Raw genomic sequence first — 18376 nt, 5'->3', positions numbered from 1 at the left:
GTGGGGGAGCGATCGAAGCTCCCTCACCGGGTTGCTGCTGCGCCAGCGGTGGGTGAACGGCTCGGCTACTTCGCGCCGCGGCGGGCGCGCAGCAACTGCAGTCGCTCTTCGAGCAGTTCCTCGAGCTCTTCTCGCGTGCGACGTTCGATGAGCATGTCCCAGGGCGTGCGCTGAGAAGATTCCTTCTCCTCGAACTCGGCCCGCGCCGCGCGACCGGCCTCGTCATCGAGGAAGCCGATCTCGCCGCTCTTCTGGTCAACCCATTCGGCCGGCGGTTCGGCGTCAGCGTCGAAGAGCACCCTGAATCGCACCCCCCGGTCGGTCAGATACTCGACGGCGCGTCTGGGCGAGAGCTCAACGCCCTCCTCGCCTTGCAGACTCGTCGCGCCGATGCGCGTTCCTCGTAGAGTTCGATCAGCCATGCTGGACCTCCTCGCCGGTGGTGAGCGGGCCGGAACGCTCGCAGACTCTGCGGGTGCCCCTGCCGTTCATTGCAGCGTACTCGCTCGCGTCGGGTTCGCGATACCCCTGTGCATGGGGTGCTCGGGATGCTGGGTCCACTACTCTGGGAAGCACGTAATTCGAAACGACGAGGAGCACTTGTGACTCAGATTCTTGAACCGGGCAGCCTCGCCGGCCGCCGCGCGCTCGTGACGGGCTCGTCGCGGGGCATCGGCGCCGACACCGTCCGGTACTTCGCCGAGGCGGGAGCCGACGTGGTCGTGAACTTCCGCAACAAGGCTCCGCGCGCCGAAAAGCTAGCGGCGCAACTGCGGGAGCTGGGCGTGCGCGCCCTCGTGCAGGGCGCAGACCTCACCGATCCCCAGTCGGTTGCGGCGATGATGGACGCCGTGCGCGAGGAGTTCGGCGGCCTTGACGTGCTCGTGCTCAATGCCTCGGGTGGCATGGAGGGCGGCATGGAGGAAGACTACGCGCTGAAGCTCAACCGTGACGCGCAGCTTGCGGTGCTCGACGCCGCGCTGCCGCTGATGGGTGAGGGATCGCGTGTGGTGTTCGTGACCAGCCACCAGGCGCACTTCATTCGCACCACGCCCACGATGCCGGAGTATGAGGGCGTGGCGCTCTCGAAGCGCGCCGGTGAGGATGCGCTGCGCGAGCGCATTCCCGCTCTCGAAGAGCGCGGCATCGGTTTCACCGTGGTCTCGGGTGACATGATCGAGGGCACCGTCACCGCGACCCTGCTCAACCGTCTCAGCCCCGGTGCCATCGAGGAGCGCCGTGAGCAGGCTGGCAAGCTCTACAACGTCTCTGAGTTCGCGGCAGAGGTGGCGCGTGCAGCGGTCGATCCCGTTCCTGCCGATCACACCCGCCTGGTGGGTGATACCCGGAGCTTCAACGGCGAGGGCTGAGGCTCCGCGACATCGACCAGCCGGTGTCCGATAGTCGAACGCGCTGCGGCGCGTCATGGTGACTATCGGACACCGTTTTTTCTACGCCTGTTTCATCGGGGCGACAGCAGTGTTTCGGTTGTGTTTCGTGAAATGCCCTCGTTCGGAAGTCGTCAAGATCCTCCGAAGATAATTCTGAAAGTTTGGGTCGGTCGGCGAATCATGTGCATAAAGTGCGTTGCTCAATTCGTTTCACCGAAGAAGCTGCTGGTAACCTGAACTCTCCGCAGTCACTGCGGGCCTCCGCGACGGCGCTGTTGCGGGTGCGGCTCGTGCGTGGCTCCGCCCGGGCCGCCGACGTCCCGCTGAGAGAGAGGACGTCGATGAGCCACACCGCCGCGACCCCCACCGCACGCCCAGCAGGCTTCCCGGAGCGCACCGGGCTGTACGATCCCGCTGATGAGCGCGACGCCTGCGGCCTCGCCTCGGTCGTATCGCTCACCGGAGAGCCCAGCCACGAAATCGTGTCGCTCGCACTCGCCGCGCTCGAACACCTCGAACACCGCGGCGCAGTCGGTTCCGACGCCGGCACCGGTGACGGTGCAGGCATCCTCACCGACCTGCCAGACCATCTCATCCGCGAATCGTTGCACGAGAGAGATCCCGGCCTCCGACTGCCGGCTCCAGGCGGTTACGCCGCGGGCCTCGCCTTCCTGCCGCAGGCCTCCACCGAGCGGCAAGCCGTGCGCTACCGCATCGGCGCGATCGCTGCAGAAGAAGGTCTCGCCGTGCTCGCCTGGCGCCCCGTCGCCGTGCGGCCCGAGGTGCTGGGGGAGAGTGCTCGCGCGGTGAGCCCGGTGATCGAGCAGCTGATCCTCGTGCCGCAACCGCGTGCTGGCGACAGCGGCGGGCGCAGCGGATCACCGGCGCTCGACGGGGCCGCACTCAGCAGCGCCGCACTCGATACCGACGCCCTCGAACGCCGCGCATTCCGCGCCCGCAAGCGCATCCAGCACGAAACCGGCTGCTACTTGCCCTCGCTCAGCGCCCGCACCATCGTCTACAAGGGCATGGTCACCACGCTGCAGCTGCCCGGCTACTACCCGGAGCTCTCTGACGAGCGCTTCGAGAGCCGTTTCGCCATCGTGCACTCGCGCTACTCCACCAATACCTTCCCCTCGTGGCACCTCGCACAGCCGCTCCGGCTCGTTGCACACAACGGCGAGATCAACACCGTGCGCGGCAACCGCAACTGGATGCGCGCCCGCGAAGCCAGGCTCGAAAGCCCGCTGCTCGGCGATCTGCGACAGCTCTCGCCGATCTGCTCCGAAGGTGGCAGCGACTCCGCCAGCTTCGACGAAGTGCTTGAACTGCTGGTGCGCGCCGGCCGCTCGCTGCCGCACGCGCTCGCCATGATGGTGCCCGAGGCCTGGGAATCCGAAACCGGGCTGCACCCAGACCTCGTGAACTTCCTCGAGTATCACTCGCTCGTCATGGAACCGTGGGACGGGCCGGCCGCGATGATCGCTACCGACGGCGTCGAACTCGTCGCCACCCTCGACCGCAACGGCCTCCGGCCCGGCCGGTTCCTCATCACCGACGACGGCATTCTCGTGATCGCCAGCGAAACCGGCGTGCTCGACATCGCGCCCGAACGAGTGATCCGCCGCGGCCGCCTGCAACCCGGCCGCATGCTCGCCGTCAACCTCGCAAGCGGCACCATCCGCGACGACGACGCAGTCAAGCGCGAACTCGCGCAGCTCGCGCCCTGGGGCGAGTGGCTTGAGGAAGGGCGGATCCGCCTCTCCGAGCAACCCGAGCGCGAGCACCTTGTGCACCCGCCCGCCTCGATCAGCCGACGCCAGCGCACCTTCGGATACACCGAGGAAGAGCTGCGGTTGCTGCTCACTCCGATGGCCCGCGACGGCGTCGAACCCATCGCCGCAATGGGCACCGACACTCCCATCGCCGTGCTGTCAGAACGCCCCCGCCACCTCTATGACTACTTCGTGCAGCAGTTCGCACAGGTCACCAACCCGCCACTCGACGCACTGCGCGAAGAGCTCGTCACGAGCCTCGTCACCAGCATCGGGCCCCAGCAGAACCTGCTCAACCAGTCGGCCGAGCACGCGCGCCAGGTGATCCTCGACTTCCCCGTCATCGACAATGACGCGCTCGCTCGCATCCAGCACTTCGGCGACGACCCCGAACGGGAGCGCGCCGTCACCATCCGCGGCCTGTACCCGGTCGACTTCGCGGCGAGAGGCCTCGCCGACAGGCTCGAAGCGATGTGCTGGGAGGCGAGCGCCGCAATCGACGCCGGTGCCGAGTTCATCATCCTGTCCGATCGCGACTCCAACAAAGACCTGGCGCCAGTGCCGTCGCTGCTCGCGATCTCTGCCGTGCACCACCACCTCATCCGCGAGGGGCAGCGCATGAGCGTCGCGCTCATCGCCGAGGCGGGTGACGTGCGCGAGGTACACCACGTCGCCGCACTCATCGGCTACGGTGCCGCAGCCGTCAACCCCTACCTGGCGATGGAGACCGTCGGCCTGCTCGTGCGCGACGGCTCGATCACGGGCGTCACCGAGCAGGAAGCGATCGCCGGCCTCATCAAAGCACTCGGCAAGGGCATGCTCAAAGTGATGAGCAAGATGGGCATCTCGACAGTCGCCTCCTACTGCGGCGCGCAAACCTTCGAAGCGATCGGCCTGTCACAGCAGCTCGTCGACCGCTACTTCACCGGCACCGCCTCCCGGCTCGGCGGCGTCGGCCTCGACGTGATCGCCGCAGAGGTTGCCGCCCGCCACCGGGCAGCATACCCAGACGACCCCGCACCGCTCGCGCACAAAAAGCTCGAAACCGGCGGCGAATACCGATGGCGGCGAGGCGAAGAGCCCCACCTCTTCGACCCCGAAACCATCTACAAGCTGCAGCACGCCACCCGCACCGGGCGCCGCGAGATCTTCGCCGAGTACACCCGCCGCGTGAACGAGCAGGAGCAGCGCCTCATGACGCTGCGGGGGCTCTTCGACTTCGCACCGCAGCGGCCGCCTGTGCCGCTCGGAGAGGTAGAGCCGGTGAGTGAGATCGTGAAGCGCTTCGCCACCGGTGCCATGAGCTACGGCTCAATCTCTCCTGAAGCGCACCAGACGCTCGCCATCGCCATGAACCGGCTCGGCGGTAAATCGAACACCGGTGAGGGCGGCGAAGCCGAAGAACGGCTGCTCGACCCAGAACGGCGCAGCGCCATCAAACAGGTTGCATCGGGCCGCTTCGGCGTCACCTCGATGTACCTCTCCCACGCAGACGAAATCCAGATCAAACTCGCCCAGGGTGCGAAGCCGGGCGAGGGAGGCCAGCTGCCACCGCAGAAGATGTACCCGTGGATTGCCCGCACCAGGCATGCCACCCCGGGCGTGGGCCTCATCTCGCCGCCGCCGCACCACGACATCTACTCCATCGAGGATCTCAAACAGCTCATCTTCGACCTCAAACGCGCCAACCCCGCCGCGCGCATCTCGACGAAGCTTGTGGCGCAGAGCGGCATCGGCCCCGTCGCCGCGGGTGTCGCGAAGGCGCTCTCCGACGTGATCCTCGTCTCCGGCCACGATGGCGGCACCGGCGCGAGCCCCATGAATTCACTCAAGCATGCCGGATCGCCGTGGGAACTCGGTCTCGCCGAAGCCCAGCAAACGCTCATGCTTAACGGTCTGCGCGAGCGCGTCGTGCTGCAGGCCGACGGACAGCTGAAGACCGGCCGCGACGTGGTGATCGCCGCGCTGCTGGGCGCCGAAGAGTTCGGTTTCGCGACGGCCCCGCTCGTCGTCTCGGGCTGCATCATGATGCGCGTCTGCCACCTCGACACCTGCCCCGTGGGCGTCGCGACGCAGAACCCCGAACTGCGCGAGCGCTTCACCGGGCAGGCTGAGCATGTGGTGAACTTCTTCCGATTCATCGCAGAAGAGGTGCGCGAACTGCTCGCGCAGCTCGGCTACCGCACCCTCGCCGAAGCCGTCGGAGACACCGCCGCCCTCGATGTTGACGCTGCGATCCGCCACTGGAAGGCCGAGGGGCTCGACCTCACACCGATCCTGCGCGGGCCTCAGTTTCCCGAGCACGCGCCGCGCCGCAGCGGCCGCCAGCAGGATCACGAGCTCGACGCGCACTTCGACCGCCGCCTCATTGAGATCGCAGCCGACGCCCTCGAGCGCCGCGAGCCCGTGGTCGTCGAACTGCCGATCCGCAACATCGACCGCGCCGTGGGAACCATGCTCGGTCATGAGGTCACGAAACGTCATGGCGCCGCCGGTCTCGCACCCGAAACGATCGACGTCACCCTGACGGGCTCGGCCGGGCAATCGCTCGGCGCATTCCTGCCCGGCGGCATCACGCTGCGGCTCGTGGGCGACGCCAACGACTACGTCGGCAAAGGTCTTTCCGGCGGTGAGATCGTAATCCGCCCCCACCCCGATGCCGGACATCCTGCCGCGGGCAACGTGATCGCGGGCAACACCATCGGGTACGGTGCCACGAGCGGCAGCCTGTGGATCGCGGGGGCCGTTGGCGAGCGCTTCCTCGTGCGCGGATCAGGGGCGACCGCCGTGGTGGAGGGCACAGGCGACCACGCCCTCGAATACTTCACGGGCGGTTTCGCCCTCATTCTCGGCCCTACAGGCCGCAATATCGGCGCCGGCATGTCGGGCGGCGAAGCCGTGATCCTCGACCTCGATCCTGCAGATGTGAACTCAGCAGAACTCGGCTCGGGTGCGCTCGCGCTCACCCCGCTCGATGATGTGTTGCGGGTGCGGATCGCGGCTCTGCTGAAGCGGCACGCCGAGCAGACGGGTTCTGAGCTGGCAGCTGAGCTGCTCGACGAGATCGACCGTGACCCCGAGCAGGTCTTTGCACGCTTCACCAGGCTGATTCCGCGCGGCTACTCGCGCGTACTCGAGATCCGCGAGCGCGCAAACGATCAGGGCCTGGACCCCGATGGCGAACGGGTCTGGTCTGAGATTCTGGAGGCGACCCATGTCTGATCCCCGAGGCTTTCTGAAGGTGCGCGAGCGCGAGCTCGCCCCGAAGCGTCCTGTCGCGTTGCGGCTGAAGGATTGGCGCGAGGTCGTCGACCCGGCCGACCCCAAGCTCGTCGCCAGGCAGGCCGCACGCTGCATGGATTGCGGTGTGGCGTTCTGCCATCAGGGGTGCCCGCTCGGCAACCTCATCCCCGAGTGGAACGACCTCGTCACCCGCGACCGCTGGCAAGACGCGATCGAGCGGCTGCACGAGACGAACAACTTCCCGGAGTTCACTGGGCGAGCGTGCCCGGCGCCCTGCGAATCGGCGTGCGTGCTCGGTATCAACCAGCCCGCCGTCACCATCAAACAGACCGAGAACGGCATTATCGACCGCGCCTTCGAAAACGGCTGGGTGCAGCCGCAGCCGCCGGCCAGGCTCACCGGCAAGACCGTCGCCGTCGTCGGGTCGGGGCCAGCCGGCCTCGCCGCAGCGCAGCAGCTCACCCGGGCCGGCCACACCGTCGCCGTCTACGAGCGCGACGAGCAGCCCGGTGGCCTGCTGCGCTTCGGCATCCCCGATTTCAAGCTCGAGAAGCATCTTGTGGCGCGTCGCATCGACCAGCTCAAGGCAGAGGGCACGCGCTTCCGCTGCGGCATCGAGATCGGCACGGACATGTCGTGGGGCGAGCTGCGTCGCCGCTTCGATGCCGTGGTGGTGGCGACCGGGGCGACAGTGCCGCGGGAGTTGCCGCTGCCGGGTCGCGATTTCGCGGGGGTGCACTACGCGATGGACTACCTCACCGCCCAGAATCGTGCGCTTGCGAGCGACGGCGCACCCCTTGAGGCGACCGTGCCGGCCGAGTTCGACGCGGCAGGCAAGCACGTTGTGGTGATTGGTGGTGGCGACACCGGGGCCGACTGTGTGGGCACTGCCCACCGCCAGGGCGCAAAGTCGGTGACGAACCTCGCAATCGGGCGCCGTCCATCGCCCACCCGCACCGACACCCAGCCCTGGCCCGTGCACCCGACCCTGTTCGAGGTGACGAGTTCGCACGAGGAGGGAGGCGAGCGCCGCTACCTGGCGTCTACCGTCGAGTTCGTGGGAGACGCCGAAGGGCGGGTGCGAGCGCTGCGGGTCGCCGAGACCGGGTTCACCGATCGCGGGCGCGAACCGATCGCGGGCACCGAGCATCTCATCGACGCCGACCTTGTGCTGATCGCGATGGGCTTCACCGGCCCTGAAGCGGTCGAAGATCCCGGCCTGGTGCTGCCTCGCGGATCGCGCGGCGCCTTCGAACGCGCAGCCGACTACGCGACCGAGGTGCCGGGGGTGTTCGTTGCCGGCGACGCCGGCCGCGGGCAGTCGCTCATCGTGTGGGCGATCGCCGAGGGGCGGGCCGTCGCGGCGGCTGTTGATGCCCACCTCACCGGGCAGAGCGTGCTGCCGAGCCCCGTCACCGCTCACGACCGAGCCTTCACCTGACGGCGGGCAGGCGGAATAGCCGCGAGCGGATCGCGGTTGTAGCAGACGGCCCGCCGCAGCGGCGGTCCGCGACTTCGAGGAGGCAGACATGACCCAGGTGACGGTAATCGGCGGCAGCGGCTACGCTGGATCGCACATCGTTGAGGCGGCGGCGGTGCAAGGGCTCGACGTGACGAGCATGAGCCGCGGTGAGAGCGCGCAGCAGGTGCCGGGCGTCAACTACGTGCAGGGCTCCATCACTGAGGCCGCGGATCGTGCCCGGGCCCTTGCCGGCGCAGACGTTGTGGTTGTCGCCGTCTCACCCCGCGGCGATTTGGTCGGCCGGGTGCGCCCCGCGATCGCCGAGCTGGCCACCGAGGCTGCTGCCGCCGGTGTGCGTCTCGGTGTGGTTGGCGGGGCCGGATCGCTGCTGCAGAGCGAGGGCGGCGACCTCGTGATGAACGGCCCCGACTTCGCAGACGCAGTGAAGCCTGAGGCCTCCGAGATGGGCGGCGTGCTCGACGATCTGCGTGCCACGCCTGAGACGCTCGACTGGTTCCTCATCAGCCCGGCTGCCACCTTCGGGGCCTGGGCTGCGGGGGAGCACCGGGGCGAGTACCGTGTGGGCGGCGACGTGCTGCTCACCGATGCCGAAGGCAAGTCTGAGATTTCGGGCGCCGATTTCGGTGTCGCCGTGGCCGACGAGATCGCGAAGCCGCAGCACCGCCGCGCACGCTTCACCGTCGCGTACTGACCGCGGCTGCCTGAGGGGTATCCGATCCTCATGTGAGAGATGGTGCCCGATGAGTTCTGGTGCTCGCCGGGCAACGCCGCAACACGGCCCGGGAGCACATACCCTGGTGGGGTGGATCCTGAACTCATCGACAGCCTGCACGCCGACCTCAACGCAGCCGACTACCGTGCCGACTCGATCACGGCTCTGCTCGGTGCCGGAGCAGACGCTGCCCGTCAGCGCGGGGTGTTCGCGCCGGCGCTGCGGGCGCTTGCCGAGCGCGGCGCCAGTCCGTTGGCGACACTGGTGCGACTGTTTCTGCTCGCGGGCCGCGTTGAACGCGCCGAACTCGACGCGGCAGTGCCGGCGCTCGGTACTGTCGGTGCGCTCGCGCTCGGCCTGGTGCGGGCCGATGACGCTGACGGTCTTCGCGCGGCTCTCTCGCTGAATCCGGTGCTCGTCGCCGATGCGTGCCGCGAGCGACCGCTGCACTGGTGGATCATTTCTGACCTCGACGATCAGCTGCGACGCGGTCCTGCCCGCCCCGATCACGTCATGGGTGTCGGAGGTGCCACGCGCTCTCTGATCTCCCAGGCCCCGCCCGCTGAGGCAGCTCGCTGTCTCGACCTGGGCACCGGTTGTGGAATCGTCGCCATGCATCTGGCGCTGCGCGGCGACGTAGTTGCGACAGACATCTCCGAGCGTGCGCTCATGCTGGCCAGGGCGAACGCCAGACTGGCCGGTCTGGAGCAACGGATCGAGTTTCGTCTCGGCGACCTGTTCGAGCCGGTCTCGGGCGAGCAGTTCGATCTCGTGCTTTCAAATCCGCCGTTCGTGATCACGCCCAGGGGTGACGGCGACGCGCCCGTCTACGAGTACCGCGACGGCGGAATGGCCGGTGACGGCCTCGCGGAGCGTGTGGTGAGCGAAGGGCCCGCGTATCTCGCGCCCGGCGGCACGCTGCTCTGTCTCGCCAACTGGGAGTCGCCGTGGGGATCCAACGGTCTTGAACGCGTGCGCGGCTGGATCGCGGCGGCGGCAGGCGCCGCCGGCCCACTTGATGCCTGGGTGATCGAACGCGACAGAGTCGACCCCGCGCAGTACGCCGAGACCTGGGCGCGGGACGGCGGCGCCCGGCCGGGCACCGCCGAGTTCGAGGGGCTCATGGGTGCATGGCTTGACGACTTCACCACCCGTCGCATCACCGCAATCGGCCTGGGTGCGATCCGCGTTCGCAGACCGGCTCAGGCTGCGGCCGCGCCGATGTTCGCCGCGGCCGAGGAGAGCCACGGCGCAGCGGGCACCGTTGTTGAGGGCACCGTCGTTGAGATCGACCAGGCCGCCGGCGCCTACGCCGGCGATGGTCTCGGCGCGGGGCTCGCCGCGGCCTTCGACGCCGGCGTGCGCGCCGCCCGCATGAGCGATGCGGAGGTGCTCGACACCCACTGGCTGCGCTCCGAGTCTGTGGTCGAAGAGCGCGAACACACGCCGGGGGAGGAAGCGCCCCGCGCGATCCGCCTCACCACCGATCGACCGATTGCGCGTCGTGTGGCAGCGGATCCGCTCATCGCAGCTGCGGTGGGAGTGTGCGACGGCGAGCTGTCACTCGGCCGCATCGCAGACGCGCTCGCAACCCTGCTCGAAGTCGATGCGGACGCGGCGGCCGAGGCACTGACCGCGGGATTCCGCGAGCTGGCCTGGCTCGGCATGCTCGCGCCGGCCGAGCGACCGCTCTGACCGGGCTGCCGGCTCAGCCGAACAGTTCCCAGAGACCCCGCACCAGCGTTGCAGCAGCCCCCACAAACGCGAGCACGATGACGAAGCGTCGCACTTGACGTGAACTCACCACCGTGAGCAGCCGCTCACCGAGCGCGATCCCGCCGACAAGCACGGCCAGCACAATCACCCAAAACCACCAGGGCGTCGCGGGCAGCGCCGCCGGGTCGAGCACCAGTTTCGCAGCGGTCGCCGTGGCGCTGATGAGTAGAAAATAGGGTTGCAGCGTTGCGGCGAAGGAAGCCTGTGGCCAGCGCGTCAGCACCGCGTACGCACTGACAGCCGGGCCACCCACACCCGCGAGCGCGCTAGTCACCCCGGAAAGCAGCCCCGCGAGCGCGCGCGGCATGCGCTGCTCAGTCGAGAAACGGCCGCCCCGCACCGCGAGCGAACCGCCGAGCGCAACGATCACGATCCCACCCACGGCGACCGCCAGCACCGCAGCTGAGAAGAGCTGCGACAGCCACGCGCCAACGAGCGAACCGACAACGGCGAAGCCGCCGAGCCAGCGAAACAGCGACCAGTCGATCGAGCGCCACACCCGCGGCAGAATCAGCGCGCTCGACATGATCGACAGTGCGTTTACGAGCACCACACCAGAGTGCGCACCCAGCACCAGCACCATGAACGGTGAGACGAGCATCGCGAAACCGAGCCCCGCCATCCGCTGCGCCACCGACCCCAGCAGGATGAGCCCGATGATCAGCACCCCCGTCAGAAGCGTCACGAGGCTGCCCCTGTGCGTGGCGCGCCGTGCGTCCCGCGTCGCGTGTCGGCGTGCTGCATGCGTCCCCCGCTTCGTCGCCTCCATCCTGCCAGATGCCGCGCGCCGCCCTCACTGGAACGCGGGTGCCGCGCTGCCGGTAAACTAGGCGGGTGATGCGAACGATTGATCTGCGGGGGCAGCACCTCTCGCGCGCCGACCTGCTGCGGCTCGTACCGCGCGCCGCACTCGATATGGGCACCGCGGTGGACCGCGTGCGCCCCCTCGTGGACGCTGTGCGAGACCGAGGCGAGGAGGCGCTGCGCGAACAGGCGCGCGATTTCGACGGCGTCGAAGGGCATTCCCTGCGCGTGCCAGCAGAACGCATCGCGGCGTCGCTCGAAACCTGCCCGCCCGAGATTCGTGCCGCACTCGAACTGCTCATCGAGAAGCTGCGCCTCGCCTCAGCCGCGCAGGTGCCCGCCGAGCAGCTGACCCGCTTCGGAGACGGCGCCGTCATCAGGCAGCGCTGGCAACCGATGGGCCGAGTGGGGCTTTACGCCCCCGGCGGCAAGGCCGCATACCCGTCATCGGTGATTATGAACGCCGTCGCCGCGCAGGCCGCCGGAGTGCCTGAGCTCGCACTCGCCTCACCAGCGCAGTCCGACAACAATGGCCTGCCGCACGAGGTCGTGCTGTGGGCCGCCGCCCTCGCCGGTGTCGAAGAGGTCTACGCGATCGGAGGCGCGGGCGCCATCGCCGCCTTCGCGCACGGCGTTGAGAGCATCGGCCTCGCGCCCGTCGACAAGATCTCGGGGCCAGGCAACGTGTTCGTCGCCGCTGCGAAGCGCGTGGTCAACGGAATCGTCGGTATCGACTCCGAGGCGGGCACCACCGAGATCCTCGTGATCGCAGATCACACCGCCGACCCCCGGTTCGTTGCCGCTGACCTCATCAGTCAAGCCGAGCACGACGAAGCCGCCGCCTCGGTGCTCGTCACCGACTCATCCGAGTTCGCCGAGCGTGTGATCGCCGAGATCGCGACACGCTCGGCAGGCACGCAGCACGCCGAGCGTGTCGCCACGGCGCTCGGTGGCCCGCAGTCTGCCGTGATCTTCGTCGATGATCTCGCAACGGCCGCCCGCGTCAGCGACGCCTACGGCCCTGAGCACCTCGAAATCCAAACACGCGATGACGACGCCGTGCTCGCCAACATTAGCGACGCCGGCGCGATCTTCGTGGGGGCCTACACGCCTGTGAGCCTCGGAGACTACCTCGCCGGCTCCAACCACGTGCTGCCCACAGGCGGCACCGCCCGCTTCGCCTCCGGCCTCGGTGCCCACACCTTCCTTCGCCCCCAGCAGGTCATCTCCTACGATGGCGCCGCACTGGCCCAGGTCGAACAGCCCCTACTCGCACTCGCAGCGGCGGAGGGCCTGCCCGCCCACGGCGAAGCAGTCAGCGCCCGCTTCGAATCGACGGGCGAGGGGGATCAGGCCTGATGCACTGCCCCTTCTGCCGCCACCCAGACAGCCGGGTCATCGATTCCCGCACCGCTGACGACGGCCTCTCGATCCGCCGCCGCAGGCAGTGCCCCGAGTGCGGCCGCCGCTTCACCACAACCGAAACCGCGAGCCTCACCGTCATCAAACGATCAGGCGTGGTCGAGCCGTTCAGTCGCGAAAAGGTGATGAGCGGCGTGCGAAAGGCCTGCCAGGGTCGCCCCGTCACCGAGGCAGACCTCGCCGTGCTCGCCCAGCGTGTCGAAGAGTCGGTGCGATCCAGTGGGGTTGCGCAGTTCGACGCCAACGAGATCGGTCTCGCGATCCTGCCGTACCTGCGCGAGCTCGATGAAGTGGCTTACCTGCGTTTCGCCAGCGTCTATCAAGCCTTCGAATCGCTCTCCGACTTTGATGACGCGATTGCCGAGCTTCGCGCCCACCCCGCGGGCGAAGCCCCCGCATCGACCCTCACGGAGGATTGACATGCGTCTCTACCCGCTGCTCTTCAGCACCGTCCTGCGACGTATGAACCCCGAGCCCGCGCACCACCTGGCCTTCAAGGTGATCCAGGCGGCGCCCTTCACCGCAGGCATTGTGCGCCGCGCCTGCGCGCCGCACCCCTCGCTGCGCACCCGCGCGCTCGGCATCGACTTCCCGAGTCCCTTCGGCCTCGCCGCCGGCTTCGACAAGAACGCCGAAGGCATCCTCGGCCTCGGTGCCTTCGGCTTCGGCCACGTCGAGGTGGGCACACTCACCAAACATGCGCAGCCGGGCAACCCGAAGCCGCGCATGTTCCGCCTGGTGGGAGATCGCGGGCTCATCAACCGTATGGGATTCAATAACGGCGGATCGGCCGCAGCGGTGCCGCGCATCGAGCGCGCCCGCCTGTCGAGGCGACGCCCGGTGATCGGTGTGAACATCGGCAAGAGCCGCGTCACAGAGGTCGAAGACGCCGTGCAGGACTACGTCTGGAGCGCGCAGCGGCTCGCCCCGATCGCCGACTACCTCGCGGTGAATGTCAGCTCTCCCAACACGCCCGGACTGCGCGGCCTGCAAGAACTCGAGATGCTCGAGCCGCTGCTTGCCGCCGTGCGTGATGCCGCCGGCGGCACCCCGCTGCTCGTCAAGATCGCGCCGGATATGAGCGACGACCAGATCGACGGCATCGTGGCACTTGCCAAGCGTCTCGGCCTGGACGGCATCATCGCCACCAACACCACGATCTCGCGCGAGGGGCTGAGCGTCTCAGAAACAGAAATCGAGCGTATGGGTGCCGGTGGTCTCTCCGGTGAACCGCTGTGCGAGCGCTCGTTGCAGGTGTTGCGCCGCATCCGGGCCGCTGAGCCCGACCCAGACTTCTGCGTGATCTCCGTCGGTGGCGTCGCCACGGCGGAGGACGTGCTCGAGAGGCTGCGTGCCGGCGCCACGCTCGTGCAGGGCTACACCGCCTACATCTACGAGGGACCGCTCTGGGCCCGTGCCATCAACCGCGGCCTGCTGCGCGCAGGCTGGCGCCAGCCGGGGGAGTAGACCGCAGCTGCGCACAACGAAGAACCCCCTGTCGATGCTCTCGCAACGACAGGGGGTTCTTATGCACCAGGCCGGTGCCGAATCAGCTCGGGAAGTTGCCGCGCTTGACCTGCGGCTTCGGCACGCGCAGCGGGCGGAACTGGAACGCGCGCATCGCGGCGTACCAGCGGAAGCCGGGCTGCACGCGATCCTCACCAAACTTCTCAGCCAAGCGCTTCTTCAGACGCATGCCGAGGAACACCGCATCGAGGATCGCAAGACCCACGAACGCCCAGATCACCACCAGGCTGATGATCTGCATGATGCCCGGGATGAACGTCATCACCAGCACTACCAGCATCATCGGAATGAGCAGCTCGCCGACACTCCAGCGGGCATCGACGTAGTCGCGCACGTAGCGGCGCTGCGGGCCCTTGTCTCGCGGGGTGAGAAAGCGCTCATCGCCCTGCATCATGCCGAGGCGAGCGCGCTCGCGGGCCTCGGCCTGCTGGCGTCGCTGCTCCTTCATCATGGCCTTGTCGCGGGAGCCCACGATCGGCCGCGCATTCGCGGCCTCCGCCTGCTTGCGCGAGGGAGTGGGGCGACCTTTGCCCGTGCTCGCCCCATTCCGAGCGTCATTCTCGCCCGCGGCGGTCGCGTTGTCAGCGCCCTTCTTTGCCACGCCTGTCCTCTCGATCGATGCGCACTGCGCGCGTATGCATATGAGACGTCCGTCGATACGGTCGACTGCTCCAATAAGACTACCGTGCGCGGCTGACGCGATCCCCTGCGAGCGGCGTAGAATCGATGCGCAAGGGTTCAACACGCGAGCGAGGAGTTACCCGCATGAGCACTGACACGATCGCAGCGGAGACCGCGGCTGAGGAGCGCGCGCACGGTGTCGCGCTGAGCGACACCGCGCAGGAGAAAGTGCGCAGCCTGCTGGCACAGGAGGGGCGCGACGATCTGCGCCTGCGTATCGCCGTGCAGCCCGGCGGATGCTCCGGCCTGATTTACCAGCTGTTCTTCGACGAACGCCAGCTTGAAAACGACGCCGTCGTTGACTTCGACGGGGTCGAGGTCGTGGTCGATGCGATGAGCATCCCGTACCTGAGCGGTGCCACGATCGACTTCGAAGACACCATCCAAAAGCAGGGTTTCACCATTGACAATCCCAATGCTCAGGGCAGTTGCGCCTGCGGCGACAGCTTCAGCTGAGCAGAGTCGAGCATTCGGAGTTCGCGACACCCGGTGTCGGTTCGGGGAATGCTCAGCTTCGCGCTAAGCTGTCAGGGAGTCATCAGCTTCGCCTGCCATCCGAGCCGGCGAGAAAACAGTTCGAAAGGTATGCGGTGCGTTCCAATCGTCGAATGAAGTGGGTCGCGGCCCCGGTGGTGCTCTCGGCAGCACTGCTGCTTGCCGGCTGCACCCCCGAGCAGCAGCGGGGCTTCTTGCCCGAGGGTTCCGAGGGAGCCACCAACCACACGGACGGTGTCACCGGCTTGTGGGTCACCTCCTGGATCGTGCTGCTCGCCGTCGGCGTCATCACGTGGGGCCTCATCATCTGGGCCACCATTGCGTACCGCCGTCGCAAGGGGCAGACGGGCCTGCCTGTGCAGCTCCGATACAACATGCCGATCGAGACCTTCTTCACCGTCGTGCCGGTGATCTTGGTGCTCGGGTTCTTCGCGTTCACCGCGCAGGAGCAGAATAAGATCGAAGCCCGCATCGACAACCCTGACAACACCGTCGAGGTCATCGGCAAGCGCTGGGCCTGGGACTTCAACTACGTTGATGACGACGTCTACTTCCAGGGCGTCCAGGTGCAGACCGACGCAGAAGGCAACGCCAAGGAAGACACCATGCCGGTGCTCTACCTTCCGGTTGACAAGACCACCGAGATCCGTCTCGAGACCCGCGATGTCATCCACTCTTTCTGGGTGGTCGAGTTCCTCTACAAGAAGGACATGATCCCGGGTCAGACCAACTACATGAGCTTCACGCCGACTAAGACCGGCACCTTCATGGGCAAGTGCGCCGAGCTTTGCGGCGAATACCACTCCATGATGCTCTTCGAAGTGCGCGTCGTCGAGCAAGACGAGTACGACGCGTACATCGAGTCGCTGCGCGATGCGGGCAACACCGGCCAGGTGACCGCCGAGTTCAACCCGAACCAGGAGCGCCTCGCGATCGACAACGACAACGCGAAGTCGCAGAACGACTAACGAGGGAAACAGAAACATGAAGAAGGGCAACGTCATTGTCTCGTGGCTGACGTCCACGGACCACAAGGTGATCGGGTACATGTACCTGATCAGCTCCTTCGTGTGGTTCCTGATCGGCGGCCTCATGGCGCTCCTGATCCGTGCGCAGCTGTTCGCGCCGGGTCTTGAGATCATCGCTACCAAGGAGCAGTACAACCAGCTGTTCACCATGCACGGCACGATCATGCTGCTGATGTTCGCCACCCCGCTCTTCGCGGGCTTCGCGAACGTCATGATGCCGCTGCAGATCGGTGCTCCCGATGTCGCGTTCCCGCGACTCAACGCCTTCGCGTTCTGGCTCTACACCTTCGGCTCCCTGATCGCCGTCGGCGGCTTCCTCACCCCGCAGGGTGCAGCCTCCTTCGGCTGGTTCGCCTACGCACCACTTTCGGATATGACCTACTCTCCGGGAGTCGGGGGCAACCTCTGGGTGCTCGGTCTCGGTGTCAGCGGCTTCGGCACGATCATGGGCGGTGTGAACTTCATCACCACCATCATCACGATGCGCGCCCCCGGTATGACCATGTGGCGTATGTCCGTGTTCACCTGGAACACGCTCATCACCTCGATCCTCGTGCTGCTCGTCTTCCCCGTGCTCGCCGCGGCGATGTTCGGCCTGGCAGCAGACCGCATCTTCGGTGCCCACATCTACACGGGTGAGGGAGGGGCAATCCTCTGGCAGCACCTCTTCTGGTTCTTCGGCCACCCCGAGGTGTACGTCATCGCACTGCCGTTCTTCGGTATCGTCTCCGAGATCTTCCCCGTGTTCAGCCGTAAGCCGCTCTTCGGCTACAAGACGCTGATCTACGCAACCATCGCGATTGCCGCGCTGTCGATGACCGTGTGGGCGCACCACATGTACGTCACCGGTTCGGTGCTGCTGCCGTTCTTCGCGCTCATGACCATGATGATCGCTGTGCCCACGGGTGTGAAGATCTTCAACTGGCTCGGCACTCTGTGGCGTGGATCGATCACCTTCGAGACGCCCATGCTGTGGTCGCTCGGCTTCCTGGTGACCTTCGTCTTCGGTGGCCTGACCGGCGTCATCCTCGCCTCGCCTGCACTCGACTTCCACCTCTCGGACACCTACTTCGTGGTTGCTCACTTCCACTACGTGGTCTTCGGCACCGTGGTGTTCGCGATGTTCGCCGGATTCTACTTCTGGTGGCCCAAGTGGACCGGTCGCATGCTCGACGAGCGTCTTGGCAAGATTCACTTCTGGGTGCTGTTCATCGGCTTCCACATGACCTTCCTCGTGCAGCACTGGCTGGGCGTCATGGCCATGCCCCGCCGCTACGCGACCTACCTCCCCTCCGACGGCGTCACCTGGGGCAACCAGCTGTCGACCGTGGGTGCGATGATCCTCGGCGCTTCGATGATCCCCTTCCTGCTCAACGTGTACATCACCGCACGTCGTGCTCCGAAGGTCACCGTCAATGATCCGTGGGGATACGGCCGCTCGCTCGAGTGGGCCACCTCCTGCCCGCCGCCCCGTCACAACTTCACCTCGATCCCGCGCATCCGCACGGAGTCGCCGGCGTTCGATCTCAACCACCCCGAGATCAGCGGCGTCGAGCAGCCGGTTCGCGAGCCAGCGCTCGCCGAGAAGAAGTGATCTCGAGGAAAGACTGACTCATGAAATCCAATATCGTCATCTTCTGGATCCTCACCGCGTACTTCGTGCTTCTCGCTGCGATCTACACGGTCTGGAATCTGCTCGAGCACGGCTACCCCGAGTGGGCAGGCTCCGTTGCGATCCTCCTCTCGGGTGGTCTGACAGGCTTCATCGCCTCCTATCTCGGCCTCGTCAAGAAGAAGCAGGGCGGGGTGCTTCAGGAGGACCGTCCCGATGCTGACATCGATGACGGCGATCCTGAGCTCGGTGAGTTCAGCCCGTGGAGTTGGTGGCCGATCTTCCTCGCATTCGGTGCTTCGATGGTGGTCCTCGGCCTCTGCGTCGGTTTCCATTTCTGGCTCTCCTTCCTCACCCTGCCGCTCGTAGTCGTCGGCATCGTGGGTTGGGTGTACGAGTACTACCGCGGCCACTTCGCTCGATAGAG

Annotated in this window: 15 protein-coding genes; 12 read left to right on the top strand and 3 right to left on the bottom strand. The window is 67.0% G+C overall.

Features of this window, described 5'->3' with window-relative positions; genetic code table 11:
* Positions 1-65: 65 nt before the first annotated feature.
* On the bottom strand, positions 66-422 hold the full coding sequence (locus WFL22_RS04775) for an RNA polymerase-binding protein RbpA (RefSeq protein ID WP_336650883.1): 357 nt from the start codon (positions 420-422) through the stop codon (positions 66-68).
* A gap of 180 nt (positions 423-602) precedes the next feature.
* On the opposite strand from WFL22_RS04775, the gene WFL22_RS04770 reads away from it, so the two are divergent.
* The 5 genes from WFL22_RS04770 to WFL22_RS04750 all read left to right on the top strand — a co-directional run bounded on the left by WFL22_RS04770 (position 603) and on the right by WFL22_RS04750 (position 10299).
* Entirely contained in the window at positions 603-1370 is a 768-nt protein-coding gene (locus WFL22_RS04770; RefSeq protein WP_336657448.1) for an SDR family oxidoreductase, read from the top strand.
* 362 nt (positions 1371-1732) lie between these two features.
* The gene (gltB, locus tag WFL22_RS04765; RefSeq protein ID WP_336991682.1) at positions 1733-6388 is read left to right on the top strand and encodes a glutamate synthase large subunit; all 4656 of its coding nucleotides are present in this window, start codon (positions 1733-1735) and stop codon (positions 6386-6388) included.
* Positions 6381-7850, top strand: a complete 1470-nt coding sequence (locus WFL22_RS04760; protein WP_336991681.1) for a glutamate synthase subunit beta — start codon at positions 6381-6383, stop codon at positions 7848-7850. Before gltB ends, WFL22_RS04760 begins: the two co-directional genes overlap by 8 nt.
* A gap of 88 nt (positions 7851-7938) precedes the next feature.
* The gene (locus tag WFL22_RS04755; protein ID WP_336991680.1) at positions 7939-8583 is read left to right on the top strand and encodes an NAD(P)-dependent oxidoreductase; all 645 of its coding nucleotides are present in this window, start codon (positions 7939-7941) and stop codon (positions 8581-8583) included.
* A 111-nt stretch (positions 8584-8694) separates the two neighbouring features.
* The gene (locus WFL22_RS04750; protein ID WP_336991679.1) at positions 8695-10299 is read left to right on the top strand and encodes a DUF7059 domain-containing protein; all 1605 of its coding nucleotides are present in this window, start codon (positions 8695-8697) and stop codon (positions 10297-10299) included.
* A 13-nt stretch (positions 10300-10312) separates the two neighbouring features.
* Here the strand turns inward: WFL22_RS04750 and WFL22_RS04745 are convergent, their stop codons facing one another.
* Complete coding sequence (locus tag WFL22_RS04745) at positions 10313-11065, bottom strand: sulfite exporter TauE/SafE family protein (RefSeq protein WP_336991678.1); 753 nt, start codon at positions 11063-11065, stop codon at positions 10313-10315.
* Positions 11066-11217: 152 nt separating this feature from the next.
* Between WFL22_RS04745 and hisD the strand changes: the two genes are divergently transcribed.
* From hisD to WFL22_RS04730, 3 genes are read left to right on the top strand one after another with little or no spacing between them, the layout of a single operon-like run.
* Complete coding sequence (gene hisD, locus WFL22_RS04740; RefSeq protein WP_336991809.1) at positions 11218-12543, top strand: histidinol dehydrogenase; 1326 nt, start codon at positions 11218-11220, stop codon at positions 12541-12543.
* On the top strand, positions 12543-13025 hold the full coding sequence (gene nrdR, locus WFL22_RS04735; RefSeq protein WP_336991677.1) for a transcriptional regulator NrdR: 483 nt from the start codon (positions 12543-12545) through the stop codon (positions 13023-13025). The genes hisD and nrdR overlap by 1 nt, the downstream gene beginning before the upstream one ends.
* A gap of 1 nt (position 13026) precedes the next feature.
* Positions 13027-14073 (top strand): quinone-dependent dihydroorotate dehydrogenase, encoded by a 1047-nt coding sequence (locus tag WFL22_RS04730; protein ID WP_336991676.1) that lies wholly within the window; start codon positions 13027-13029, stop codon positions 14071-14073.
* A gap of 82 nt (positions 14074-14155) precedes the next feature.
* Here WFL22_RS04730 and WFL22_RS04725 read toward each other — a convergent pair whose 3' ends face one another.
* The gene (locus WFL22_RS04725; RefSeq protein WP_336650892.1) at positions 14156-14734 is read right to left on the bottom strand and encodes a DUF3043 domain-containing protein; all 579 of its coding nucleotides are present in this window, start codon (positions 14732-14734) and stop codon (positions 14156-14158) included.
* A 164-nt stretch (positions 14735-14898) separates the two neighbouring features.
* Here WFL22_RS04725 and erpA point away from each other — a divergent pair, with 164 nt between their 5' ends.
* The 4 genes from erpA (at position 14899) to WFL22_RS04705 (ending at position 18374) form a co-directional block, all read left to right on the top strand.
* The gene (erpA, locus tag WFL22_RS04720; protein ID WP_336991675.1) at positions 14899-15270 is read left to right on the top strand and encodes an iron-sulfur cluster insertion protein ErpA; all 372 of its coding nucleotides are present in this window, start codon (positions 14899-14901) and stop codon (positions 15268-15270) included.
* Between the two features lie 152 nt (positions 15271-15422).
* Complete coding sequence (gene ctaC, locus WFL22_RS04715) at positions 15423-16277, top strand: aa3-type cytochrome oxidase subunit II (protein ID WP_336650893.1); 855 nt, start codon at positions 15423-15425, stop codon at positions 16275-16277.
* 16 nt (positions 16278-16293) lie between these two features.
* A complete protein-coding gene (gene ctaD / locus WFL22_RS04710) occupies positions 16294-17931 on the top strand; it encodes an aa3-type cytochrome oxidase subunit I (RefSeq protein ID WP_336650894.1) in 1638 nt (545 codons plus the stop codon).
* 20 nt (positions 17932-17951) lie between these two features.
* On the top strand, positions 17952-18374 hold the full coding sequence (locus tag WFL22_RS04705; RefSeq protein ID WP_336650895.1) for a cytochrome c oxidase subunit 4: 423 nt from the start codon (positions 17952-17954) through the stop codon (positions 18372-18374).
* Positions 18375-18376 lie beyond the last annotated feature (2 nt).

Source organism: Leucobacter sp. VD1 (assembly GCF_037150695.1).
Classification (GTDB): Bacteria; Actinomycetota; Actinomycetes; order Actinomycetales; family Microbacteriaceae; genus Leucobacter.
This window is presented reverse-complemented; position numbering and strand designations above follow the sequence as displayed.

Bases quoted from the DNA above. Each gene is read 5' to 3' on its own strand.
- WFL22_RS04775 (WP_336650883.1), bottom strand. From the start codon at position 422: ATGGCTGATCGAACTCTACGAGGAACGCGCATCGGCGCGACGAGTCTG.
- gltB (WP_336991682.1), top strand. From the start codon at position 1,733: ATGAGCCACACCGCCGCGACCCCCACCGCACGCCCAGCAGGCTTCCCG.
- WFL22_RS04760 (WP_336991681.1), top strand. From the start codon at position 6,381: ATGTCTGATCCCCGAGGCTTTCTGAAGGTGCGCGAGCGCGAGCTCGCC.
- WFL22_RS04755 (WP_336991680.1), top strand. From the start codon at position 7,939: ATGACCCAGGTGACGGTAATCGGCGGCAGCGGCTACGCTGGATCGCAC.
- hisD (WP_336991809.1), top strand. From the start codon at position 11,218: ATGCGAACGATTGATCTGCGGGGGCAGCACCTCTCGCGCGCCGACCTG.
- nrdR (WP_336991677.1), top strand. From the start codon at position 12,543: ATGCACTGCCCCTTCTGCCGCCACCCAGACAGCCGGGTCATCGATTCC.
- WFL22_RS04730 (WP_336991676.1), top strand. From the start codon at position 13,027: ATGCGTCTCTACCCGCTGCTCTTCAGCACCGTCCTGCGACGTATGAAC.
- erpA (WP_336991675.1), top strand. From the start codon at position 14,899: ATGAGCACTGACACGATCGCAGCGGAGACCGCGGCTGAGGAGCGCGCG.
- ctaC (WP_336650893.1), top strand. From the start codon at position 15,423: ATGAAGTGGGTCGCGGCCCCGGTGGTGCTCTCGGCAGCACTGCTGCTT.
- ctaD (WP_336650894.1), top strand. From the start codon at position 16,294: ATGAAGAAGGGCAACGTCATTGTCTCGTGGCTGACGTCCACGGACCAC.
- WFL22_RS04705 (WP_336650895.1), top strand. From the start codon at position 17,952: ATGAAATCCAATATCGTCATCTTCTGGATCCTCACCGCGTACTTCGTG.